Source organism: Paenibacillus glycanilyticus NBRC 16618 (assembly GCF_004000805.1).
Lineage (GTDB): Bacteria > Bacillota > Bacilli > Paenibacillales > Paenibacillaceae > Pristimantibacillus > Pristimantibacillus glycanilyticus.
This window is the reverse complement of sequence record NZ_BILY01000035.1, coordinates 1-24,624: the sequence shown is the minus strand read 5'-3', so window position 1 is coordinate 24,624 and position 24,624 is coordinate 1. Positions and strand designations below refer to the sequence as shown.

Below are 24,624 nucleotides of genomic sequence, written 5' to 3'. Positions count from 1 at the left end.
CGCAAAAATTCCTTTCTCTTATTTCCGGGGAGGCAGCGGGCCGAAGAACTGGTAGTAGTTGCATTGGATGCGGCCGTTAAAGAGCTTGCGCTTCTTATCCGCCGGCTTCCCGAAATAATGCTCGACGCTTGCGGACGGGCTGATGGCAAAGAAGGACCAGGTCGGCAAATAAAGCGCGGAGCGTCCGAATTGCATCAAAGCCATTTCCGCATCCTTGTCATCGCCCAACCGCTCGCCGTAAGGCGGATTCGTAATAATGACGCCATAATCGCCTTCAGGCTTGATTTTGGCCACCGGCATAACCTTTAACTTAATTTCTTTGCCAAAACCTGCCTTTTTAACCGCGGCTTCCGCAATTTCTATCGCATATGGATCAATGTCGGAGCCTGCGATTTGCAGAGGGATATCATCCTTCACGGCGTCAAAAGCTTCTTCCCGCGCTTTATCCCACAGCTCGTCAGGGACAAGCGGCCAGCCTTCCGCGTTAAACGAACGGCGAAGGCCGGGAGCGATATTCCAGGCAATCATGGCAGCCTCCACGAGAATCGTGCCGGAGCCGCAGAACGGATCATACAGCGGACGCTCCGGACTCCAGCGGCTGAGGTCAACAAGAGCAGCGGCCATCGTTTCGCGGATTGGCGCTTCGGTCGATACTTTGCGGTAGCCGCGCTGATGCAGGCCCGCTCCCGTTGTATCAAGCGTCAGCATCGCCATATCGTTCATAAGCGTTACTTCAATGACATAACGTCCGCCGTCCTCGTGGAACCATTCGGTGCCGTAGCGGTCCTTCATTTTCTCGACTACCGCTTTCTTGACGATGCTTTGGCAGGCGGGAACGCTGGTCAGCTGCGACTTATGCGAACGGCCGTTAACGGGGAACTCCCCGTCCTCCGGAATCCATTCCGGCCAATCCAGTGCTTTTGTTCCTTCGAAAAGCTCTTCGAAGGTTGTCGCTTTGAACTCGCCCATATTGACGAGAATCCGTCCCGCGGAGCGAAGCCATAGATTCGTGCGGCAAATATCGATCGGCTGCCCGGTGAAACGGACGCGTCCGTTCTCCACCTGAAGGTCTGTGTAGCCGAGCGTTTTCAGCTCGCGCGCAACGACCGCTTCCAGTCCCATCGGTGCGGTAGCGATCAGATTAATCGTTGTCATGATTACAATTCTCCCCTTACCTGTGAAAACATGAGTTGTATCCACACGGTCAAAATCATACAATCAAGTATAGGACAAAGAGGGTAGCTTTTACAAATTGTAAAAATAGAGAGGCTGAGAGTAAATTGACAGACGAACAATATGTTGACGGGCTATATGGCGAAGATCAGGATCTGGTCCGTACGAAAAAAGGGATCGCCGAACGCGACATGCCCGATATATCGATAGCTGACGGATACGGCAGGCTTCTGACGATGCTAGCCAAGATGAACGGAGCGAAGACGGCGCTTGAGATCGGTGCGCTTGGCGGCTATAGCGGGATCTGCATTGCCCGGGGGCTCGCCGAGGGAGGATTGCTTACTTCATTAGAGCTGAAGGCGGAATATGCGGAAGTAGCCAAGGTGCATATGACGGAAGCGGGTCTAGGCGACGCCGTCGAATATATAATCGGGGATGCCCGCGAGAGTCTCGTGAAGCTGCAGGAAGAGGGACGAACATTCGATTTCTTCTTTATTGATGCGGACAAAGAAGGTTACCCGGTTTATTTGGAGCATGCGATTGCGCTCTCCAATCCGGGTGCGGTTATTATCGGCGACAACATCCTGCTGCGGGGCCGTACAACGGATCCGGCCAAGGAAGGTCCGTCCGTCAAAGCCGTCCGCAGCTTCAACCAGCAGATTGCAAGCGACGAACGCCTGATGAGCACCGTTCTCCCGGGGTATGACGGACTTGCGATTGCGATCGTAAAATAAAGCAAGCAATAGAGAAGAGCAATGATGCTGCGCGGCATCGTTGCTCTTTTTTTGCGTTGTTCTTTTATGGTTCTTTAGACTTAGTTTATTTACGGTAAATCTATGAAATTAGAATCACTATTCATGGTAAAAAAAGCAAGATTATAGTAAAATAGAAGTAGTTTTTCGCAAAAAAAAAGAAGGCGGATCGTAGGTGCTAATGATATGAAATGGATTCGGCATGGCAATAAGGAATCCGGATTAACCTTGGTGGAAGTGCTGGCTGCACTTGTTATTTTATCCGTTGTAAGCCTGGTGCTGACTTCCTTCTTCACGAATGCACTTACTTACGCGAAAGGCAACCAGAGCAAAACGGTTATGGTCAATCTGGCCCGCAACGCGTTGTTTTATATGGAGAAGCAGCGCTTTGAACCGATCCAGACCTACTTCTCGAATACCTCAAACACGGCTATTAACTGTCCTCTAACCGGATGCAATACCGCTGTGAGCAAGCTGGCCGAAGATTCGGCTGTCTTGCAGCAGATTTTAAATCCCAATATAAACGGCGTGCAGTATACCATTTCCGTAATCTACCAGAGAGATATGCATGACGCAATGCTCCACGATGCGGACAAGAAAAACATGGCGGAAGAGCTGTTGCCCGTTCTGGTGCGGGTAGAGAAGGCCAACGGATCAGCTAGCGCCCGTAATGCGGCGGAAGTGGAGGGATATATCGCCAGTGAGAGAGTTCGTTAAGAAGTGGCGGAACGAGGAGCAGGGGCTGACGCTGGTGGAGCTGATTGCGGCTATGACGCTGCTGTCGATCGCCGCGGGCATTATTTTTTCCGTCGTTACCTTCGGCATGAATACGTATAACCGGATCGAAACGGAGAATGCTTTGCGGGATGATGCGGATCTGCTGATGTCCTCCATTATCACGGAGCTGTATGCTTACGGTCCGGATCTGATTTCAACGAATGGGAACGGCATTACGCTGGTACGCGATGCAGGAACCAGGGAAGAACAGAAGATTTTTATCCGGGACAAACAGCTTCATATCGGCAGCAGAACGGTGGATACCCGCTCGGATGTGGATATGCCGAGTCAGACGGAACCAACCTCTGAGGCCTCCTCCATTGAGCTTAAATGCAAGACGAATGTAACGGAATGCGGCAGCGGTCTCATCGAGATCCGGCTGGTGCTTGAGCAGAATCATAACGGGCGTAATCAGCAGCTGACTCTGGAAAGCAAATTCGGGTTTTAGGGGGAAGGGTGCATGGGGAGCGAGAAAGACCGCGGATACGCTCTGGTCTTGGTTCTGTTTATGATCTTGCTGCTGACCATTCTGGGTACGGCGGTTGTCAGTTCGACGTTAGGCGGGGCAACGCGGGCAGAGACGCGTGAAAATGATGTGCAAAGCCTTCATTTGGCGGAAAAAACGTTAAATGAAGCGGCCTCTTATCTTGTCACGAAGTATAACGGCAGGGAAGATATTGCGCCGGAAGAGCTCTCGCAATTGCTGCAAGCCGGCATTGATGAGCTGCAACGGCTTAAGACCAGCACTGACCTGCCGGGGGCCAGCGGAAAAATTACGGATGTAACAACGGAGCAGGTAAGCGTTGGCGATCAGACCAGCTATAAGCTCAACCTGACGGCGGAAGCAGTGGTTCATGGCGTGACAAGACGGCTTACCCAGCAGATTACGATAGGCGCTTATCCGGATTTCCTGAATTACGCCTTTGGGTCGGAGAACGATGTCATTATTAACGGTGCTGCCTATGGGATGGGCAATATTTATGCCGGTCACGATTTTCTTATCGATAACACCGCGAAATACATTTACAACAATGACCCGAATAAAACAAAGGATACGAAATATCCGTTTTTTGAAGGCAATATCTTTATTCAAAATATGGACTCCATTAAAGTGTTGGACAAAATCACGGGCAACTACCAGCCGTATTCGCGAACGGATCTGACTCTGCAGCAGATTCTTGGGGTGGACAACAGCAAAATTCAGCTCCGGGATCAAAAGAAGTTTATCTCGATTAACGTAGCGGAATCCTTCATTGATAAGGCTGAGGAAGCAACCAACGTGGACCGTAACAGCATAAAGGCGGCCGTTGATTATGGATTGGCGCATAGCGGAGAAACGGGCAGGTTCAATAACCTGGCGGCTGTTTTGAAGAATGGCAGCGGTGTTACGGTGACCTCCGGTCCTCCCGAGAAGCCAACTTTGCCTACGGATTTGGACGATACGGCAGCTATGGATGCTTATAATGAAGCTTTGAAGGAATACGATGCTTATTTTATGCAATTTAACTCCTTATCGAGCACCGTTCTGTTTAATGGAGACTTGAAGCTGGACGGCTTGGATTATAAGAGCTTGATCTTCACGGATTCGGCCAAGCAGGACAATCACAAATGGCTGATCGTAAACGGGGATTTAACGATATCGAACTATTCCAGCGATCCGTTGGTGGTGAAAGCCAATATTTTGGTTACGGGCAATGTGTTTATAAGCGACAGCGTTCAAGTTGATTCAACCGTGTTTACGCTCGGAAGCACGACTATTGAAGACGCGCAAATCAAAGGAATTACAACCGACAAAGGGGAACGCAAGCAGCTGATCATGATCTCGAAAGGACCGGTTCTGGTCAACAAGGTTGACTCCTTCCAGGATTATGGCATATATAACCCCAAAGACGACGATAAAAGTCCCAAGATTCTCGATGCGTTCTTTTATACGGATGAAGATGCGGAGCTGTATGGCGTAGGTTCAATCTTCTGGCTGCGCGGAGGCTTCTTCTCCAAGGGAGATTTAACGATTAACGCCGTGCTTGGCAAAGCCTCCGAAGGTGCTTCGGATATTATGTTCGATGCAAGGCAGCAAAGCACCATCCCATTTAATGAATCGCGGTTTATCATCAACTACGATTATGATTTCTTCGAGAACCAATACGAAGGCTTGCCCCGCGTCAAGAAGTTAAGCGTTATTGTGGGGAAAAAGCAGCTGGTATCCTCTGCTGTGCCTTGAAAATACGAAGTAAACCTTGATACGGCAGCCGGAGCGGCTGTCGTCTTTTTTTGCGCTGCTGAGGAAAGCATCTCTTACATCAAAGTAACTAGATGAACTTTTTTTCAGTACTACTAGCGAAAAGACAGAACTGATATACTTGAAAATGGAAATTTCTTCACTGCTCTCGAACAATTCATAATTATCTCTAAGGAGGCTGCAAGATGACGATACCGCAACGCAAGCTTGGTTCGACAGGGATAACCGTGGGTGAAATCGGGATGGGCGGAATGCCTCTCTCCGTTAACGGACGCCCTTCAGAGGAAGAAGGCATTAGAGCAGTGCATGCCGCATTGGAGCAGGGCATTACCCTGTTCGATACAGCGGATTCGTATTGCTTGGATTCGACCGAAAAAGGCCATAACGAACGCCTGCTCGCCAAAGCTTTACATAACCGTCCGGAAGTGCTCATTGCAACCAAAGGCGGGCACATTCGCCCGGATGGACGCTGGGAAACGGATGGCCGTCCAGAACACTTGCGTCAAGCGTGCGAGGACAGTTTGCGTGCTCTCGGCGTGGAAGCAATCACGCTCTATCAATTCCACCGTCCGGATCCTAAGGTTCCGTTTGCGGAATCTGTGGGAGCAGTCTCTGAATTGCAGCGGGAAGGGAAGATCGTTCACGTGGGACTGTCGAACGTTTCCGTTGCACAACTGGAAGAGGCTCGCAAAATAGTAACGGTCGCGTCTGTTCAAAACCGTATGAACTTGTTTGACCATTCTTCCATGGACGTGCTGAAGCGCTGCGAGGAGTACGGAATTGCTTTCCTGCCTTACAGCCCTCTAAACGGCATGGGTAATGCGCAAGGCATAGGCAGCAACGAGACGCTTTCGCGGATCGCCAGAAGCCATGATGCGTCGCCGCAGCAGGTCGCAATTGCATGGCTGCTCCAATTGTCGCCAATCATTTTGCCGATTCCCGGCGCCAGCAAAGCGGTGAACATCGTTAATTGCGCGGGGGCATCCAACTTGGAGCTTTCCGCCAAAGAAGTGGCAGAATTGAACGGGATCGCTGCTCAAATCACCGCCTAATGCGACTCCATTTAAAAGCCCCGATCCTGTTTAGGATCGGGGCTTTTGTTGATGCGGAATTAATATTTCTCGCCGCTGGTATTGCTTCGCTCCACGATAATCGTTGTTTTTGCCGTTATGGACGAATCATTTCTGTAAGTGACCGTGATGGTGACAGTACCCGTTTTTACGCCGGTTACGCGGCCGCTGCTGTCCACCGTAGCAATGGATGGATTGCTCGAAGACCACTGCAGATCGCCCTTAATGTTGGATTTGCCTGCGGCGGGACTGGAGGCTAGAGCAGCGAACAAATCCTTGAATTTGCTAACCTGGATCCGGTAGGAGCTTTCCAGCCTTAGAGTAACCGATTTGACGGTAACCTCCTGTTCGGCAATGTAGACCTTTCCGTTCTTCGTATGAACCGTAACCTTGATTTTGACTTTACCTGGTTTTGTTCCGGTAAAATTCAATGACTTGCTTGTGGTCGAACCCTTAATATTCGCTTTGCCCGGTTCCTCTGTAATAGCCCATTCATAGGACGTAATAACATCACCGGTTGCCATTGTTAGGTCAACGGATAAGGTCCCGTCCGTTCCAAGCTCGATTGCGCTTGGTCCCGAAATAACGGGAACCGGATCAATGACCTTAATGACCGCACTGCCCGTCACCCCGCTGCCATCCTGCGCCTGAACGGTGATCGTTGCTTCTCCAACGCCAACGGCGGTGACAAGGCCCGAACTGTTCACTGTTGCCGCGCTTGAGTTGCTGCTCGGCAGCCAAGCTATGGATTTATCCGTTGCGTCCGCTGGACTTATGACCGGATTAAGCTGATAGGTGGAGCCTACGATCATGGTCGTACCAGTCAGAGTGATAGAGGTTACTTTTTTAAATACGGCAATATTCATCTCTTTTGTATACGTATGATTCTGATCGGTTCCCACCGAAAGACGGACGGTAGCTTTACCTACGTTTTTGCCCATGACGGAAACGGTGTTGCTTGTTGTTCCGTTTAAGCTGATATAGCTCGAGCCGTCTTTAATACTCCATTGATAGCTTGTTATTTTCTCATAATCCGCGGTATACAGGTTGGCAGTCAGGTCGATTGAATCTCCTGATGCAACGCGGTCCTGACCAACAATGTTAAGACCAGGTACAATGGCGGTTACCGCTGCCGTTGCGGATAATCCGCTGCCATCCGTTGCTCTTGCGGTGATATGGGCTGTACCTGCTGCCAAGCCTTTCATAATACCGGAACTGTCCACCGTTACGAGATCCGGACGATCCGATTCCCAAATATACGTTGAAGCATACGTTGCGTTAAGCGGCGCATAAGTCGGAATCATTTTCCGGCTGTCGCCAACAAGCAGCTTTGTATCGGTTAAGCTAAGCGAGGTTAGTCTGGTTACGGCTTCCAGAATATAACCAGGGAATGTCAAGGTTCTTGCGGATTGCTGACCGATATCGTTAAACGTAAGCGCCGCGTTTTGAAGCGGGTATAAACCGTCAGCCGTAGGCTTCACTCCAATCTGGAAGGTCACAGGTGAAGCGATATAGCTGTTGCCGTTTAAGTTGTACGTAATGGCAGCGAGGGTACCCGAAACGGTATATCCGGTTGCTGTCGTGCCGGTTTTTGTCCAGCCTGACGGAAGACTGGTTACTTCCAGCTTCGCAGGCAAGGTTTCGCTGAATGTTATGTTCGTAATCTTCATCTTGTCTGCGGACAAGGCGTCGCTTGACGGAATCGCCTTTGGCGTTACGGTATAAGTGAAAGTAGCGGTTGTATTCGTCTGTACCCGGTTATCCGTTACATTGCTCGATACCGTGCGACTAAGATCAATGTTGGATTCTACTTTTACGACTTTTACGTTAATCGTTTGGCTAACTTGAGCACCGCTCTTATCTTTAGCGATAATCTCAACCTTCAAGTCACCGCCGTTTGGAAGCGGGTTAGCAACTTGTTGGTTAATTGTACCGCCGGACAGCATGGTTTTGTCTTTGAAAATCTCGTGAGACTGGCCGCCGTAAATAAAGTTAACGGTTGTTTTGAGCTCACGGTCCGCAAGGTCAAAGTCATCGACCTGATAGTTCAGCAAAATATTTTGATAGGACGGAATAAAATTATTGCTTGCCGAATTGTACTCTGTCGGCGAGTTAACCGTCAGTTGAGGAGCATGGTTAGAACCGATATACGCCCGGTACATGGTATTGACGAACAACTGCTGCTCCCAGTCCGGGAACCTGCTGTTCGTATGCCCGGAACCGGAATACGTTACATTCCCTTTGGAATAGGTGTAATAAGAATTCCAGCTGTCGCCGGAAGTCCGTTTGCCGCCGCTCATGTTATACCAAGGGATAACGGTCGAATCCTCCAAGTTAAGTGTGTAATACTGGTTATGCGTTGTGGCTACATTCGTTGTATCGCTCAACAGAAAAGGAAATTGCGTCAATAAGCCGTCATTCACTTTTTCCGTTGTTGTTGAAGCTTCAGGCGCTCCGAGACCTAGATCGGTTCGCGGTGCAATCTGACCGGTAATCGCCTGGAATTTGTTGAGCCAGTTGCTGCTGTTCGAGTTACTGCTGTTATAGATCGTATCATGGGTGAACATGACGCTTTGCCCGGTGTTTTTAAAGGCGATTACGGCTGCCGCGGCATCATCGTTAATTGGAGCGTTGTTGTTGTAAATATCGCCAAAGCCAAAGATCAGCATATCGTATATGCCGTTTAAGGTTTTATAGCCCGTGCTGTTAAACGTGTTCATATTCATAACATCGATGCTTATGCTATAAGCGTCTTTGTTATTGCCGGATGTCGGAACGAGATAGGATGAACTCATATTGTTGGTATTGTTCAAAGTACTGGCACTGCTGTCGTTAGGCATGACTTGAAGAACCTTGATCGTAATCTTCTGATCCTGGAAACGGTAAACCCCCGAACTATAATCCTTCAGCTTGGTGTTGAAATCCACCGCTTCGAGCCGCCAATATTGAATGCCGGAATAGCCCTTGGGCAGCGTGTAAGAGATCGTTCCCGTTGCGCTGTCCGCTTGCTTGGCAGCTACCACCTGTTCAGCGCCAAAAGGCAAGGAGCTATCCGTACTGATGTAAAGGTTGAGATCAATATTTTTCTGGCTGATATCTCCTACGTTATCAATCGTGTAATTGAAGTTGATCGTGTTTCCTGCGTTGTATTTATTCGCCTGGTTAGCCGTATACTCGGTTGGTTTGCTTGTTACGGTTAGTTGCGGGCGAATATTGGCTTTCTCGAGCAGATTTGTCTTGCTCAAGAAGTTAGCTGCGGAAGAGATATGGGATGAATCCACGTAAATAGCGTTTGCCGTGCTTCCGTCTTTGTAAGAAAGAAAGTTCTTCTTCAGCAAAGCTTTGGAGCTAGAGCTTAAATCCGCTTGATACTCGATGCCATTCCTCGTTGAGGAATCGTTGTAAAAGACAACCGGCAGACCTTTTTTAATAAAATCGTTCGTAATTTCGTTTGCCTTGAGCTGCGTGATATCGTTTTGAATACTGCTTGTGTTATGGTTATTGCTTTGCGTTGAACTTCCGGAGGATTGCGCGCTAAGCAAGGACATGCTGTATGGCGTCTTTGCCTTGTTGTCCTTGTCGACCAAGGTGCCTTTTCCGATGTATACCGCATCGTATTTGCCATCCAAATCATCACGTGATGCAACAAATTCCTTCATGCTGTATGTATCGATAGTGAACGGAACGGGGGAGCTGCTGCCGAGTATGGAGGAGAGATCCGATGTTCCGGATTCGGTTACTTCCAGTATGCGAACGGAATCGCGGAAGGAGGTAAGCTTGAATTTCTGGGAACTGGTAATAGAGGTGCCATTCAGAGTCAGATTGTTATTACTGCCTGAAGTACTGATATAAGTATTTTCACTTCGTGATTTGATGGATACCGTTCCGTCCGTATTTGTTGTAATTGAGAATTTTTGCGCATTTGTTGAACTGGAAGTACTGTCGGCAGCTAATGAACTGCCGCTGGACTTTATATATTTACCCGTATTATTCGATTTCAACGTGTAATAGCTGCCTGACTTCGCCAATACGAAAAGCTCTTCGGTCCATACCTTGTCCGAGTCGGCGGCAGGAGTAGAGTTGTTTGACGTTACCCTCACGTATTTGCTTTTCTCGGCTGACTTTAGCGCAACAAGCCCCAGGTCGAACGTATCCGCAGCTTCGGCCTGTTTTACCGGAAAGCCTGCAAATGCGAATATCGACGCAAGGAGAGTAACGGCTAAGATGATGGAAATTTTTTTCTGAAAATCAACCAGTTTCATAGTTCTATCCTCCTATTTTTACATTCTCTTTACTTAGTTCTATTTACCTAATAAACTTCTTGAATTCTAGTAATAATGCGCTATAATCAGTTTAAGTCAGTGGGTCGATAGATGCAACAATTAATATAATAAATATTGCCAAAATTGGTTCCGTGGTCTAGAATTCTGGGTATAAAGGACCCAGCAGGATATAAGAGAATGGGGCTGTTAAGAGATGGTGGCTATTAAGAAGAGACTAGGAGATTTATTGGTCGAGAGCGCCATAATATCCGAGGAACAGCTGCAGAAGGCGCTGCTAGAGCAGAGCAAATCGAAGCAGAAGCTTGGCGACTTGCTTATCGCGCAAGGGTACATAACGGAGCAGCAGCTTATTGAAGTGCTGGAATTCCAGTTAGGAATTCCGCATGTTAGCTTGTATAAATACCAGATTGATCCGGAAATCACCCAGATCATCCCCGAAAGCATGGCCAAACGCTACCAGGCGATCCCGCTTCAGAAGGACGGCGGCAAGCTGATGGTCGCAATGGCGGATCCTCTTGACTACTTCGCGATCGAAGAGCTGCGAATGAGCACAGGCTTCCGAATCGAACCGGCTATTTCCAGCAAAGACGAATTGCAGCGGGCTATCGCAAGACATTACGGCCTGCAGGACTCCATGAGCCAGATGATGATTGATCTTCCGACTCAGGAAGAAATCCGCGAGACCGAAATCACGGACGAAGATTCTCCCGTCGTGCGGCTCGTGAACCAGATGATACAACAGGCGGTACAGCTTAGAGCCTCCGACATTCACGTTGACCCGGGTGAGACAAGCGTAACGATCCGTTACCGGATTGACGGGGTGCTTCGCACGGAACGGGCTTTGCCTAAGCAGATGCAGGGCTTTATTACGGCAAGACTGAAAATCATGTCCAAATTAAATATCGCCGAGCGGAGGCTTCCGCAGGATGGCCGGATGAAGATGCAGTTCGAGTTCAAGACGGTAGATATCCGCGTCGCTTCCTTGCCTACCATTCACGGCGAGAAAATTGTTCTTCGTCTGCTTGATTTGAGCACTGGCGTCAAAGCGGTTGACCAGCTTGGCTTCAATAATCACAACGTCCAGGTATTCAAAGAAATGATTGAGCGTCCGTACGGCATATTGCTCATTACCGGCCCGACGGGCAGCGGCAAAACAACCACTTTGTATTCCGCGCTCAGCCACTTGAATGAAGAGGATACCAATATCATTACCGTTGAAGATCCGGTAGAGTACCAGCTCGATGGCATTAACCAGGTCCAGGTTAACCCGACCATCGGCTTAACCTTTGCAACCGGTCTGCGCTCGATCCTCCGTCAGGACCCTAACGTGGTTATGGTCGGCGAAATTCGGGATACGGAGACCGCTGAGATCGCGATCCGCGCCTCCCTGACCGGCCACTTGGTATTATCCACCTTGCATACGAATGATTCCGTCAGCTCCATTACGCGTTTCCGGGACATGGGGGTCGAGCCTTACCTAATCGCCTCTTCGCTTATCGGAGTTGTCGCGCAGCGTCTTGTCCGACGGATATGCAGCGACTGCAGGGAAGCGCAAGAGCCGACTGAACAGGAAAGATTGTTCTTGAGAAGCCGGGGGATTCAGGCGCAGACGCTTTACCGCGGCCGAGGCTGCGGCAACTGCGGCAGCACGGGTTATCGGGGCAGGGTGGCTATTCACGAGGTTTTGCATATCAATAACGAAATTCGTGAGCTTATTACTTTAAACGGTTCGTTAAGCGAGCTTCGCGAGGCAGCTAACAAGCAAGGGATGATCCAGCTGATGGACGACGGATTGGAGAAAGTTACCCGCGGCATTACGACACTGCAGGAAGTTCTTCGCGAAACCGTGGCCAATTAATTCACGCTTACGATGTAAGAATGACCGCATTAGCTTCGGTGCAACCCATTGATGTGGTCATTCTTTTAGGAGGACAGCCGTGTTTAACGAAGTTATTATGAATTGGCTTAAGCAGGCCTATGAGCTCCGGGCGTCGGACTTGCATTTGTCGGTTGGCAATGTTCCCGTATTCCGGATTAACGGAGAACTCCAGAAGATTGGTGACACTGCCATTACGGCACAAGCAGCAGAGACAATGGCATTAAGTCTGCTGTTAAGCGAGCAGGCGGATAAACTACGCGCGACGGGGGAGGTTGATTTTTCCCTCACATTGCCGGGTTACTGCCGTTTCCGGATCAATGTATACAAGCAAAGAGGCTTCATCAGCCTTGCTGCCAGAACGATTTCGACGCAAATTCCTACCTTGGAACAGCTCCAGCTGCCGCCGGCTCTTGCCTCATTAGCTGAGAAGCATCAAGGGCTCGTCCTGGTGACGGGACCAACGGGAAGCGGAAAATCCTCGACGCTTGCCGCTTTAATCGATCATATTAACCGGACGCAAGCGAGACATATCGTAACTCTTGAGGATCCTATTGAATTCATACATACAAGTCATTCTTCGATTATTGATCAAAGAGAAGTTGGCCAAGATACAGGCAGCTTTTCAAGCGGTCTTCGCGCCGCTCTACGGCAAGATCCCGATGTCATTCTCGTTGGCGAGATGCGTGATCTCGAGACGATTTCGGCTGCTATTACGGCAGCAGAGACCGGGCATCTAGTGCTGGCAACCTTGCATACATCCGATGCACCGCAGACGATTGACCGGATCATTGACGCGTTCCCGGCTCATCAGCAAGGACAGATTCGTACACAGCTAGCTTCCGTGCTTGTTACCGTCGTGTCGCAGAGGCTGCTTCCGAAGCGGGGAGGAGCAGGCAGAGCATGTACAACGGAGATTCTGGTTAATACGCCTGCCGTCTCCAACCTGATCCGGACGGATAAGGTGCACCAGATTAAAAGCGTTATGCAGACAAGCCGTGCCCAAGGCATGCACACGCTGGAAATGTCCGTGAAGGAGCTGCTTCATTCCGGCGTCATTCATCCATCCGCGGCTAAGTCGTATATGGCGGAAGGAGGTCTCTAATGCCGCAATTTGCTTATCATGTGAAGACAACCGGGGGCAAGCAGCTGCAGGGCAAGCTGAACTCCATGGACAAGTCGTCGGCGGTAGAGGAGCTGCGTAAGCGCGGGTTGACGGTTTTGTCCGTAGAAGAGATACGCAAAAGTGTACTATCAACCGATATTTACATTGGCAATCCGGTAAAAAGCATTCATTTTATTATTTTCTGCCGTCAATTCTCAACGCTAATCCGGGCTGGGGTAACGATCGTAGAAGCAACAAATATCCTTGCTGCCCAGACGGAAAGCAAACCGCTCAAGAAAGCGTTAGCCGACGTAAGCTCAGCCCTTCTAAGAGGTATTCCTTTCTCGCAAGCCGTTCAAGAACATAAGCGGATTTTCCCGCCGTTATTTGTCAGCATGATCCGTGCCGGGGAAGAGACGGGGGATTTGGAAGGCACCCTTGACCGGTTGGCACTGTTCTTCGAGAAGGCTCATACGACCAAAGAAAAAATTAAATCCGCGATGACCTATCCGGCGGTTGTTGGTCTGATGTCCATCGCTTCCGTTATTTATTTACTGCAAGGCGTTGTGCCGCAGTTCGTCACGATGTTTGAATCGTTTGATACCGAGCTGCCTGCCATTACGAAGATTGTGTTGGCACTCAGTAAAAGCATGTCCCATCAATGGTATTACTGGGTCATTTCGTTTGTTGTCCTTATTGTGGCCTATCAGCTATACAAACGTACGGAACGGGGCCGGTATGTGCTGGATTACGCCATGCTGAAGGTACCGATCTTCGGAAAGCTGGCTCAAAAAGGCGCAATCGCCCAAATGTCGAGGACACTCTCCTCGTTATATGCAAGCTCCGTGCCGGTGCTCCAATCTCTGACCATTGTGGAGGAGGTGGTAGGCAATAAAGTGATCGGCGGATACATACGGAAATCGGGAGAGTCGCTGCGTCAAGGTAATTCCTTGTCGGAGCCGTTTAAGAAAGCATGGGTATTCCCTCCGCTGGTAACGCAGATGATTGCGGTTGGGGAAGAGACCGGCTCGCTTGACCAGATGTTGGCCAAGATCGCGGACTTTTACGAGATGGACGTCGACAATACGGTTGACCGTCTGAAATCTCTGATCGAACCGCTCTTGATCGTTTTCCTAGCGGGGGTAGTCGGGCTGATCGTCATGGCGATTATTTTACCGATGTTCACCTTGTATTCCAGTGTCCATTAATACCTTGGGGTTTACAAGCAAGACAACATAGAAGAGACAAAAATTCAAATTTAGGAGGAAACCTACATGTTGAAAAAAATGATGAAACGTCTGAAAAAAGAAGAAAAAGGCTTTACTCTGATCGAGCTTTTGGCTGTTATCGTTATTCTTGCAGTGATTGCGGTAATTGCGGTTCCTTTGATTGGTAAGATTATTGATAATACGAAGCAAGATGCGGATGTTGCGACAGCACGTCAAGTGTACGATGCAGCGAGGCTATATATTACTGGTGAAGAAGATGGCGTTTTTGAATCTGCTGCTAGTGCTCCTGTTGTATCAGTTTCAATTAGTGAACTGAAGAGTGCAGGCTATCTAGCTAACGATACAGTTCTGCCAAGTTCAAAAGCACCATTAACTGGTGGCACAGTAACCTTTAAACACGATGGAACTCTAGATACTGTTTCATTAACGACTGGAACAAATACTACTAAGACAATTGATGCAGATAAAGTATTAGCAGGAAAAAACTAAATAAATCCATATTATAGACAGGTTAGAATCGGTTCAACCCCGTTCTAACCTGTAATTCCCTAGAAAGCGGACCCGCCTATGACCCTATTTCTCGTTATCTACTTATTCTTTTTAGGTTTAATAGTAGGCTCCTTTTTTAACGTTGTTGGGCTAAGAATTCCGATCAAGCTTTCGGTTGTATCGCCGCCATCGCAATGTCCGAAATGCGGGATGCGCCTTAAGCCGCGAGATTTGATGCCCGTCGCGAGCTATCTCTTGTCCCGTGGACGCTGCCGCCAGTGCGGCAAACGGATTTCTCCTGTATACCCGCTTGGGGAGTTGGCCACCGGCCTTTTGTTTGTATGGATCTATCTTACCTTCGGAAACAGCTGGAATACGGTAATTGGACTGCTCCTGGTCAGCATGTCGGTGATCCTTACCGTCTCCGATTTGAAATATATGCTTTTGCCCAATCGCATTTTGCTCTTCTTTGCTCCACTATTTATTGTGCTTGGATGTCTGTTTTCGGCAGGCTCCATCTGGCTTCATCTTGGAGGAGCATTTGCCGGCGGCGGGGTTCTGCTTGCAGTTGTTATTCTTACAAGAGGCGGCATGGGACTTGGCGATGTCAAGCTGCTTTTCCTGCTGGGCTGGATCCTTGGGCTGCCGAATTTGATACCCGCCTTTATTTTGGCTTGTTTCTTCGGCAGTGCGGTAGGCGGATTATTAATGCTGTTCAAGGTAGTGAAGAGGAAGCAGCCTATTCCGTTTGGACCGTTTTTACTGCTTGGCGCTTTGCTGGCCTTTGCTTACGGCGATGCAATGATTGATTTATACCGTTCAATTCTAATGTAGTGGGATGTGAGAAAGAATGCTCGACAGCAGCAAGCGTGTTGGTCTAACGATCGATCATGGCGGAGTACGCTACGCGAGAGTAAGGAAGAGGAAAAAGGGCTGGGAAATCGAGAAGACCGGCTTCCTGCCTTTTGCCGATGGAGTCATTCTTGAGGATCAATTCACGAACATGGAGGAGCTTCGCACGAGTCTGAAGGATTGGGTGAAGAAAGAAAGGCTTAACGGTACTTCGATTACGTTATCCATTCCGACTTCGCAAATCATTATCCGGAAGCTTCAGATCGGGACCGTTAACGCAAAAGAGCTGGACCAGCTCATTAATCTCGAAGTCGAAACGGCGCTTCATCTTCCGTTTGAAGATCCGGTCTATGATTATATAGCTGCCGGATCGGAACAGCAGTCAACCCATGTGCTCGTATACGCCTCCCCGCAAAGATGGCTCAAGCAATGCATTGAGCTGCTCGAAAGCACGGGACTGAAGGTCAAATACGCCGAGCTGGCCTCAACGGCTTTTGCGAGAGCGATTCAAGCAAGATATATTGATTCGCTTGAGAATACGATGCTCATTCATCTGGATAAAGCGAATGTGGAAGTGTACATGTTCCATGAGGGGCATCCGGTCTTTATGCGGGTCATTAATGAATATGATTACAGCGGCTCCATTGACGGAACGTTTACCCCGGAGCTGATCTCCAGCATTAATGCCGAGATCTCCAGGCTTCTCAGCTTCTATCAATACAGTATTCATGAAGGCAACGCGCGGATTAATCAGGCGATTATCGCAGGTGAGCTGGCCGGACGTACGCAACTGGCAGCCGAGCTGCAGCAGGCGCAGCCAGATATGCGAGTCGAGACCGTCGAGCTGGAATCGCCGCTTCGCAAGCGGGTTCGCAGGAAGCTTGATGAATACATGATTCCGTTTGGTCTTGCGATTCGCGAGAAAACGACCCCCGGCATTAATCTAATGCCGGAGAAAGCCAGAAAGACCAAGCCCATTCCGGCCAAGCTGCTGGCTGCAGGCATTCTATGGCTGCTTTGCCTTGGCGCCATACTCGCTTTAAATACAAACAACAGGCTTCAAATCTCGGATTACGAGCATACCGTGCAGGTGATCAAAGATAAAACGGCCTTGCTCCAGCAGCAGATGTCGACGCAAAAAACGGAGGCGCAAGCGGATGCGGATCCGCTGGCTGTCGTGAAGTTTATTAATGATAACAGACAGGATGCCGTTGCCGTTCTGGACGGGCTGACGAATCGGCTGCCTTATGGCTCCCGGCTAACTACGATTGAATACAACAAGCCCGGAACGCTTTCCCTTACTTTCAAAAGCACGGATTTAACCGCGTTGTCCACTTACTTGACGAGTCTTCGGGCCATGCCGTTTGCCGGAAACGTTCATCTGCAGTCTTTTGCCGATAATAACGGCCAGTGGGTGGCAAGCTACGAGATTGCTTGGAAAACAGCGTCTACTTCAGACAATAAAAAGGCTGACGCAGGAGGCTCGGACAATCATGGATAATTCGAAAAACCGTTCGCTTGGCCTCATCGTCATAATGGTGCTCTTCCTTGTCCTGCTTCTTTTATACGTCGTCTTGCTTCAGCCTTCAAGCAGCAAGCTGTCGGACCAGAAGAAGCTAGCGGAACAATCCCAGCTGCAATTAAATGCTCTTCAAGCCAGCGTGACCAAACAAGAGGAGGGGAGCGGCCTTGCGGAGCAGGATATACAAGCCGCGCTTCCTCTATGGGATAATTCGGAGCAGCTTGTTGTTACGCTCAAAAGCTTAAGTGTGCAGACCGGAGCGAAAATAAACAGCGCAACCGTTGACCTTCCGGACGAAAATAAGCTTAACGCCTTATCCGGCAGCGCCGATCCGTTATACCCAACCGTGAAGGAAGTTAACGTGCATGTGTCTTTGCTTGGCACATACGCGCAGGTGAAAAGCTGGATGGCTCAGCTGCAGCAGCAAAAGCGCCTTATCGTTATCAACGACTTTACCCTGCAGCAGACCGACAGCGGAATGAATACGACGGAGCTGTCTTTTACCGCGTATTTCGATCCGTCCTACAAGTCGTTATTGAAGGATCCAATCTTGCCGGCGACGGCCGAATAAGAGAAATCACACAGCAGTCGAGGTGCCCTGAACGATAGGGAAAGCCTTACTGCTGTCTTCTTTTTTTGACGGTTAATATTCATCGGTTCTTCATGCAGGGAAAGGTTGATTGTCATACTATTGTCATAGGAAGCAAGGCGAGAATGGTTGTTAGGGGTAACGAAAACGGGCATAATGGAAATTAGTGAAAAATTATAGAAAAGAGGAACGGCAACATGAGCTATAACGACCGTTTCATTCGGGCATGCCGGAAGGAACTTGTAGACACTGTACCGGTCTGGTACATGCGTCAGGCAGGACGATATGATCCTGAATACCGTAAGATTAAAGAGAAATATTCTCTACTTGAAATTTGCAAGCAGCCAGAGCTTGCGGCGGAAGTTACGATGATGCCGGTACGCAAGCTGGGCGTTGATGCGGCTATTTTATATTCGGATATTATGAACCCGGTCGCTTCGATCGGGATTGATTTCGACATCGTTGCCAACATAGGACCGGTTATTCACAATCCGATTCGCACGGCAGCAGACGTGGAGCGGTTAACGCCAATTGACGTAGAGGGCGATCTGGGCCATGTGCTCGAGACAATCCGCATATTGGACAAAGAGCTGGAAGTGCCGCTAATTACGTTCGCTGGCGCTCCGTTTACCATCGCAAGCTATTTGATCGAAGGCAAACCTTCGAAAAACTATCTGCGGACAAAAGCGCTTATGTATAGCGAGCCGAAAGTTTGGTTCAGCCTTATGGACAAGCTTGGCGATATGGTTATCGCTTATCTTCGGGCCCACATGGCAAATGGCGGCAAGGCATTCCAGTTGTTCGACAGCTGGGTTGGAGCTCTTACACCTGCCGATTTCAGCAAATTTGTTCTGCCAACGATCGAGCGGATTTTCGCTGAGCTGTCGGATCTTCCGCAGCCGAAAATCTACTTCCCGGGCGTCAGCTCGGGAGAGCTTCTGCCGGAGCTGCGCAATCTGAAAGCCGATGTTATCGGCCTGGATTGGCGCGTATCGATTCCGGAAGGCCGCCGCCGTCTGGACGGCAAATACGCGGTGCAGGGCAATCTCGATCCGGTTATTCTGACAGCGCCTATGAGCGTTATCGAACAGTATGCGGCAGAGATTATCGACCAAGGAATTCAGCAGCCGGGCTTTGTGTTTAATCTGGGCCATGGTCTGTTCCCGGAAGCTTCGCTTGAGAAGTTGACAGAGTTAACGGCATTCATTCACTCCTATTCGGAGAAAGCTATTGCAGCGCGAGAGGGGAAGGAAACGAGCCATGTCTGAGACGAATAACAAGATTGGCGTTCTGGTGATGTCCTATGGCACGCCGCAAAGCCTGGATGACGTTGAAGCTTATTACACCCATATCCGCCGAGGCCACGCGCCAACGCCGGAGCAGTTGAAAGAGTTGACCGACCGCTATGAAGCAATCGTTGGCGGCGTATTCCCATTGCGCGAGAATACAAACGGACAAGTGGCAGGCCTGCAGGATAAGCTGGAGCAGCTCGCGCCGGGCCGTTATGTTTGCTACCAGGGATTGAAGCATGCCGTTCCTTATATCGAAGACGGCGTGGAGCAAATGGCCCGCGACGGTATTAAGGAAGCGGTAGGGATTGTACTTGCGCCGCATTATTCGATCATGAGCGTTGGTTCGTATAACAAACGCGCGCAGGAAAAAGCAGCCGAGCTTGGCATTAAGATGTCGTTCGTCAAAGAATACCATCTTCACCCGAAGCTGCTTCAAGCGCTTAGCGAGCGCGTAACGGACGGTTTGGAGCGTCTGGCGAAATCGTCCGGCAATGCAGCGCCGGTGAAAGTATTGTTCAGCGCGCATAGCCTTCCTGAAAAAATCCGCGAGATGGGCGATCCGTACGAGCATCAGCTGCTTGCTACCTCGGATGAGGTTGCAAAACTTGCGAACGTGGATGCGCAGGATTGGCAGTTCACTTGGCAAAGCGCGGGCCGAACAAGAGAGCCTTGGCTTGGGCCGGACATTCTGGATACGCTGAAGGTTCTTGCGGATGAAGGGATTAAAGCCGTCTTGGTTGCTCCGGTCGGATTCGTATCCGATCATCTGGAGGTCCTGTACGATCTCGATCTTGAAGCAAAACAGGCTGCAGCCGAGCTGGGTATTACGCTTGAACGGATTACCATGTTGAATAAAGACCCTTTATATATGGACACGTTGGCAGAATCGGTAATTAACGCCGGTTCTTTGGAATAGCGAAAGGATGAAGAACATGCGGAGAATCGGAATGGTTGATCGAATTGTCGTAATCGGCGGGGGGATCAGCGGACTGAGCTCCGCTTTTTATTTGCAGCGGGAAGCGGAGCGGCAAGGCAAACAGGTGAAGCTGACCATTGTGGACGGCGCGCCTGTTCTTGGCGGGAAAATTAATACGCTGCAGCGTGACGGGTTCGTCATCGAGAAGGGGCCGGATTCTTTCCTGTCGCGCAAGCTGCCGATTATTGAACTGGCGAAGGAGCTTGGCATCGAGAACGAGCTGACGGCGCAAAACGAAAACGGCAAAACCGCTTATATTATGCGGAACGGCAAGCTTCATGCGATGCCGAAGGGCATGGTGCTTGGCATTCCGACGAATCTCGATACGTTTATGCAGACGACTTTGTTGTCGGAGGAAGGCAAAGCCCGTTCGCTTGAGGATTTGGAGATGCCGTCAGAGGCACCGGACGGAGATGAGTCGCTTGGCGATTTTCTATCCCGCAGAATTGGATCCGAGATTGTAAAGCATATTTCAGAGCCGCTTCTGGCGGGCATCTATGCGGGGGATCTCAGCAAGCTAAGCATTCAGGCGACATTCCCGCAGTTTGCCGAGGCAGAACGCCAGTATGGCAGCCTGATTCGCGGAACGCAGATGCAGCAAAAGAACAAAGCTCCGCATCAAGCGCCGGATTATTTGCCGGATGAATTAAAAAACAGTGTTTTCTTGAGTTTTAAAGATGGTTTGTCAACGATGGTGCATGCCCTTGATAAAGCTCTGCAAAGCGTAGAACGGCGTTTGGGTGATGCGGTTGTGGCCATTAAACCTCTTAACGGAGAGGATGCAGCTTCTAATTACGAGGTTGTTTTAGAGTCGGGCGAGGTAGTGCCTGCCGATGATGTGCTAATTACCGTACCGGCATTCCGTGCGGCAGAGCTGCTAGAGCCGCTGGTGGACGTTGATGAGCTACGGGCCATCAGCTATGTATCCGTCGCGAATGTGGTTATGGCGTTCGAGAAATCGACGTTTGACAGAGCCTTTGACGGATCGGGCTTCCTCGTGCCGCGTTCGGAGGGACTCCGCATTACGGCCTGTACCTGGACGTCGAACAAATGGCTGCATACCAGTCCCGACGATAAAGTGCTGCTCCGCTGCTATGTCGGCCGAGCAGGCGATGAAGAAGTGGCTAGGCTGCCGGATGACGAGCTGAAACAAGCCGTGCTTGAAGATATTCAGAAGGTGCTAGGTATCGATGCCGTGCCGATCTTTACGGAAATTACACGAATGCCGCGATCGATGCCGCAATATCCTGTAGGGCATCTGGAGAATACGGCAGCTCTCCGCAAACGTCTGGCAGCAGAGCTTCCAGGCGTATATGTTACAGGCGCAGCCTTTGGCGGAGTAGGATTGCCCGACTGCATCAGATCGGGGAAAGAAGCGGCTCTCGAAATTCTAGCGAATCTATGAAACCTTCGCAATCTAGAACTAACCTTGCTATAATAGAAGGGATATTCTGGCTGGAAGGAGCCGATCCATGTATTCATCCCGTTCTGAAGCGCATCAGCATGAAAAACGAAGACGCAAAAAAAGATTTCGCCTTCTGTTAACCGTGAATTTGATGATTGTTGGCCTGATTGTCGTTCTAATCGCGGTTTGGGCCTCTGCCGAGGACGGTGGCTTATTCCATAAGAATAACAAGCCACAGACGGAAGAATCAGCAGCTGCTGGTCATTCCCCAGACCCGACTAACTCTTCCGCAGGCGGCAATTCTTCCGCTGAAGCAAGCCCTGAGGCAAGTGCAGCACCAATTGAAACGTCCACAGCCGACAACGGAAATGCTAGCGGTGCGGATAATGGCGGAACCAAAGAAGACAATTCAAGCGGACAAAGTGACCCAAGCACGACACCGTCAGGGGGCAGCTCATCAAGCGGCGGAGCGTCTGGCGATACGGTTAGCCTTGCATTTGTAGGAGATATTCTGCTGGCGGAAAGCGTCGGCGATATGATGAAGCAATACGGTGACGACTATCCGTATAAGGAAGCCTTATTTCATCTAAGCGAGCCGGATCTGACGGCGGCGAACCTCGAATATCCGGTTACAAACCGCGGAATACCTGCCGAAGACAAGCAATTTGTTTTTAAAGGCGATGCGGGCGCGCTGCCGGCACTGAGGGATTCGGGTATCGATATCGTGACGTTAGCGAACAACCATACGCTGGATCAAGGCGTTGAGGGCTTGATGGACACGATGACTCATTTGAACAAGGCCGGCATTAATCATGTGGGCGCCGGCAAGAACGATACGGAGGCTTTTGCCCCGGTCATCAAGGAAGCAAACGGCATTAAGGTTGCCTATATCGGCGTCAGCAAGGTTGTGCCGACAGGCGATTGGAAAGCAGACAAGAACCGCGCGGGCGTAGCCGAGACCTATGATACAACAAGAACCAAAGCGGCGATCAAGAAAGCGAAAGAAAAGGCTGATCTCGTCGTTGTGATGGTTCATTGGGGGATTGAAAAGGCGGAAACGCCTGAGCAATACCAGCGGGATTTTGCGCGGGAATATATTGATTCAGGCGCGGATCTTGTTGTTGGCAGCCATCCGCATGTGCTGCAGGGGTTCGAGCAGTATAAAGGCAAGTGGATTGCCTACAGCTTGGGCAATTTTATTTTTAGCGCGTATCCAAAAGGGGCTACGGCAGATACGGGCGTACTGAACGCGGTTTGCACCAAATCGGGTGACTGCGACCTGAAGTTTGATCCGATGAACAACAATCTTGCCCAGCCGAAGCCGGTTGACGGTGACAAAGCGAAGACGCTGCTGGATCATTTGACGGCGTTGTCGTTTGGCGTGAAGGTGCGCGGCGACGGCACGATTGCAGCGAAATAAGGTAAGCGAAAGGATGGTCAGCGCCTAATGAGAAATGCATGCGTAGCGCATCGGGGCTGGTCCGGACGCGCTCCGGAGAATACGCTAGCAGCCATTCAATTAGCAATTGATGAGCCGGATATCGAGTGGATCGAGCTTGATGTGCAGCTATCGAAAGACAATATACCTGTCGTTATCCATGATTACAAGCTGAAGCGGACAACCAACGGACGCGGCGACGTGAAAAGCCTGACGGCGGCCGAGCTGCAGGCTTTGGATGCAGGAAGCTGGTTCTCTCCGCTGTACAAGGGAGAAGGCGTGCCTGCGCTAAGTCAGGTGCTCGATAAGGCCCGCGGGCGTATCCGTCTGAACATCGAGCTGAAGACGGATGGGATCCGTTATCCGAAGCTTGAAGATTATGTGGTTCAGCTTATTAAGGATTACGGGATGGAAGACGAGGTAGTTATTACGTCGTTCCACGCCGGAACGTTGTTTAATACGCATAAGCTGACGGGCGGCAGCATCCGAACCGGGCTTATCCTGGACGGCTGGCGCAATTCGCTGCCTGTTGAGCTGCAGCAGCTTGGCGCCCAGTTTCTGTCGATCGAGCATGGCCGGTTGAACGCCTCCCGTCTGGAATTGCTGAAGCAGGCGGGAATCCAAGTGATGGCCTGGACGCCTAATGACGAACGCTCCATCCGCAAGCTGATTGCGCTTGATCCGGAGCTGATGATCTGCACGAATTATCCCGACCGCTGGAAAAATGCAATGCAGCAGGTTGGGGTGTAATATAAGCAAGCAGCGGACCCCTGTTGGGCTGAAACCAGTCTGACAGGGGTTTAGTTTAAACTCGCTGGATAAGCTTTTTTTGTAGAGAGTTACGGAGATTTATAAGGCTGAAATCAGCCTTACAGCGTGGAAACAGGCAGCATGATGAATGGAAAGGCTGCCGCTAAGGAGCGAGGAATATGGTTGGATGGGTAGACGAGTGGTGGCTGAGGCTGCTTGCGGGTCTTGTCGGGAGCGGTTTGATTGCCGGTGCAGCTTATCGAACACGCTCATTATCAGGCTCGGGAGCGTGGTCGGCTATGATCATGGGAACGGGCTTTGTTACGTTAGGCGAGCCGGTCTGGTTCGGTTGCCTTATTGCGTTCTTTGTATCTTCGACCATATGGTCGAAGTGGAAGAAACGCCACCGGGCCAAAGCCGCCGCGGAAGCGAATTACGAGAAGACCGGCAGGCGAGACGCCGGACAGGTCTGGGCCAATGGCGGCATCGGTCTGCTCTTGTGCGCGGGCAATGCGCTCTGGCCGGATACGGCCTGGCTGTTCGCTTATATCGGCGTGATGGCCGCCGTAAACGCGGATACTTGGGCCACGGAAATCGGGGCCCTAAGCCGTACCGCGCCGCGGTCGATCACGACCGGCAAGCGGGTAAAGCCGGGCACGAGCGGCGCGGTTACGCCGCTCGGCACGCTTGCAGCGCTGGCTGGCGCCGCCTTCATCGGTGGCGTCGCGACTGCGCTGCTGGCGCTCCCGCAGCAGGCTGACGCCGCTGCGGGCAGCGCCCCAGGCGGCGCGGCGGCGGTAGTCATCG

The 24,624-nt window shown here is 50.4% G+C and carries 20 protein-coding genes; 18 read left to right on the top strand and 2 right to left on the bottom strand.

Annotation, left to right across the window (positions count from 1 at the left end; genetic code table 11):
- Window positions 1–18: 18 nt before the first annotated feature.
- Window positions 19–1,155 (bottom strand): THUMP domain-containing class I SAM-dependent RNA methyltransferase, encoded by a 1,137-nt coding sequence (locus tag PGL01S_RS23235; RefSeq protein WP_127496920.1) that lies wholly within the window; start codon window positions 1,153–1,155, stop codon window positions 19–21.
- A gap of 125 nt (window positions 1,156–1,280) precedes the next feature.
- Here PGL01S_RS23235 and PGL01S_RS23230 point away from each other — a divergent pair, with 125 nt between their 5' ends.
- From PGL01S_RS23230 to PGL01S_RS23210, 5 genes are all read left to right on the top strand, one after another.
- Window positions 1,281–1,907 carry an O-methyltransferase gene (locus tag PGL01S_RS23230; protein WP_127496919.1) on the top strand — a complete coding sequence of 209 codons (627 nt, stop codon included), beginning with the start codon at window positions 1,281–1,283 and terminating at the stop codon, window positions 1,905–1,907.
- Between the two features lie 204 nt (window positions 1,908–2,111).
- On the top strand, window positions 2,112–2,642 hold the full coding sequence (locus PGL01S_RS23225; RefSeq protein WP_127496918.1) for a type IV pilus modification PilV family protein: 531 nt from the start codon (window positions 2,112–2,114) through the stop codon (window positions 2,640–2,642).
- Window positions 2,626–3,150, top strand: a complete 525-nt coding sequence (locus PGL01S_RS23220) for a PulJ/GspJ family protein (RefSeq protein WP_164775569.1) — start codon at window positions 2,626–2,628, stop codon at window positions 3,148–3,150. Before PGL01S_RS23225 ends, PGL01S_RS23220 begins: the two co-directional genes overlap by 17 nt.
- A gap of 12 nt (window positions 3,151–3,162) precedes the next feature.
- Window positions 3,163–4,923, top strand: coding sequence for a hypothetical protein (locus tag PGL01S_RS23215; protein WP_127496916.1), 1,761 nt, complete (start codon window positions 3,163–3,165; stop codon window positions 4,921–4,923).
- Window positions 4,924–5,126: 203 nt separating this feature from the next.
- On the top strand, window positions 5,127–5,993 hold the full coding sequence (locus PGL01S_RS23210) for an aldo/keto reductase (protein ID WP_174806589.1): 867 nt from the start codon (window positions 5,127–5,129) through the stop codon (window positions 5,991–5,993).
- 59 nt (window positions 5,994–6,052) lie between these two features.
- On the opposite strand, the gene PGL01S_RS23205 is transcribed toward PGL01S_RS23210, so the two are convergent.
- A complete protein-coding gene (locus PGL01S_RS23205; protein ID WP_127496915.1) occupies window positions 6,053–10,273 on the bottom strand; it encodes an Ig-like domain-containing protein in 4,221 nt (1,406 codons plus the stop codon).
- A gap of 214 nt (window positions 10,274–10,487) precedes the next feature.
- On the opposite strand from PGL01S_RS23205, the gene PGL01S_RS23200 reads away from it, so the two are divergent.
- The 13 genes from PGL01S_RS23200 to PGL01S_RS23140 all read left to right on the top strand — a co-directional run.
- Complete coding sequence (locus PGL01S_RS23200) at window positions 10,488–12,152, top strand: GspE/PulE family protein (RefSeq protein ID WP_127496914.1); 1,665 nt, start codon at window positions 10,488–10,490, stop codon at window positions 12,150–12,152.
- A gap of 79 nt (window positions 12,153–12,231) precedes the next feature.
- Window positions 12,232–13,275 carry a type IV pilus twitching motility protein PilT gene (locus PGL01S_RS23195; RefSeq protein WP_444980857.1) on the top strand — a complete coding sequence of 348 codons (1,044 nt, stop codon included), beginning with the start codon at window positions 12,232–12,234 and terminating at the stop codon, window positions 13,273–13,275.
- Window positions 13,275–14,483 (top strand): type II secretion system F family protein, encoded by a 1,209-nt coding sequence (locus PGL01S_RS23190; protein WP_127496913.1) that lies wholly within the window; start codon window positions 13,275–13,277, stop codon window positions 14,481–14,483. Before PGL01S_RS23195 ends, PGL01S_RS23190 begins: the two co-directional genes overlap by 1 nt.
- Before the next feature lie 66 nt (window positions 14,484–14,549).
- The gene (locus tag PGL01S_RS23185) at window positions 14,550–14,993 is read left to right on the top strand and encodes a prepilin-type N-terminal cleavage/methylation domain-containing protein (protein ID WP_127496912.1); all 444 of its coding nucleotides are present in this window, start codon (window positions 14,550–14,552) and stop codon (window positions 14,991–14,993) included.
- Window positions 14,994–15,071: 78 nt separating this feature from the next.
- Window positions 15,072–15,827: a prepilin peptidase gene (locus PGL01S_RS23180; RefSeq protein WP_127496911.1), complete on the top strand. Its 756-nt coding sequence runs from the start codon at window positions 15,072–15,074 to the stop codon at window positions 15,825–15,827.
- A 16-nt stretch (window positions 15,828–15,843) separates the two neighbouring features.
- Window positions 15,844–17,346, top strand: coding sequence for a pilus assembly protein PilM (gene pilM, locus PGL01S_RS23175; protein WP_127496910.1), 1,503 nt, complete (start codon window positions 15,844–15,846; stop codon window positions 17,344–17,346).
- Window positions 17,339–17,938, top strand: coding sequence for a GspMb/PilO family protein (locus PGL01S_RS23170; protein WP_127496909.1), 600 nt, complete (start codon window positions 17,339–17,341; stop codon window positions 17,936–17,938). The genes pilM and PGL01S_RS23170 overlap by 8 nt, the downstream gene beginning before the upstream one ends.
- A gap of 215 nt (window positions 17,939–18,153) precedes the next feature.
- Window positions 18,154–19,224, top strand: a complete 1,071-nt coding sequence (hemE, locus tag PGL01S_RS23165) for a uroporphyrinogen decarboxylase (protein ID WP_127496908.1) — start codon at window positions 18,154–18,156, stop codon at window positions 19,222–19,224.
- Window positions 19,217–20,164 carry a ferrochelatase gene (gene hemH, locus PGL01S_RS23160; protein ID WP_127496907.1) on the top strand — a complete coding sequence of 316 codons (948 nt, stop codon included), beginning with the start codon at window positions 19,217–19,219 and terminating at the stop codon, window positions 20,162–20,164. The genes hemE and hemH overlap by 8 nt, the downstream gene beginning before the upstream one ends.
- Window positions 20,165–20,180: 16 nt before the next feature.
- On the top strand, window positions 20,181–21,629 hold the full coding sequence (gene hemG / locus PGL01S_RS23155; RefSeq protein WP_244935718.1) for a protoporphyrinogen oxidase: 1,449 nt from the start codon (window positions 20,181–20,183) through the stop codon (window positions 21,627–21,629).
- Between the two features lie 67 nt (window positions 21,630–21,696).
- A complete protein-coding gene (locus PGL01S_RS23150) occupies window positions 21,697–23,049 on the top strand; it encodes a CapA family protein (protein WP_127496906.1) in 1,353 nt (450 codons plus the stop codon).
- Window positions 23,050–23,076: 27 nt separating this feature from the next.
- Window positions 23,077–23,817: a glycerophosphodiester phosphodiesterase gene (locus tag PGL01S_RS23145; RefSeq protein WP_127496905.1), complete on the top strand. Its 741-nt coding sequence runs from the start codon at window positions 23,077–23,079 to the stop codon at window positions 23,815–23,817.
- 179 nt (window positions 23,818–23,996) lie between these two features.
- The coding region (locus tag PGL01S_RS23140; RefSeq protein ID WP_164775568.1) for a DUF92 domain-containing protein at window positions 23,997–24,624 on the top strand (628 nt) is incomplete at its 3' end.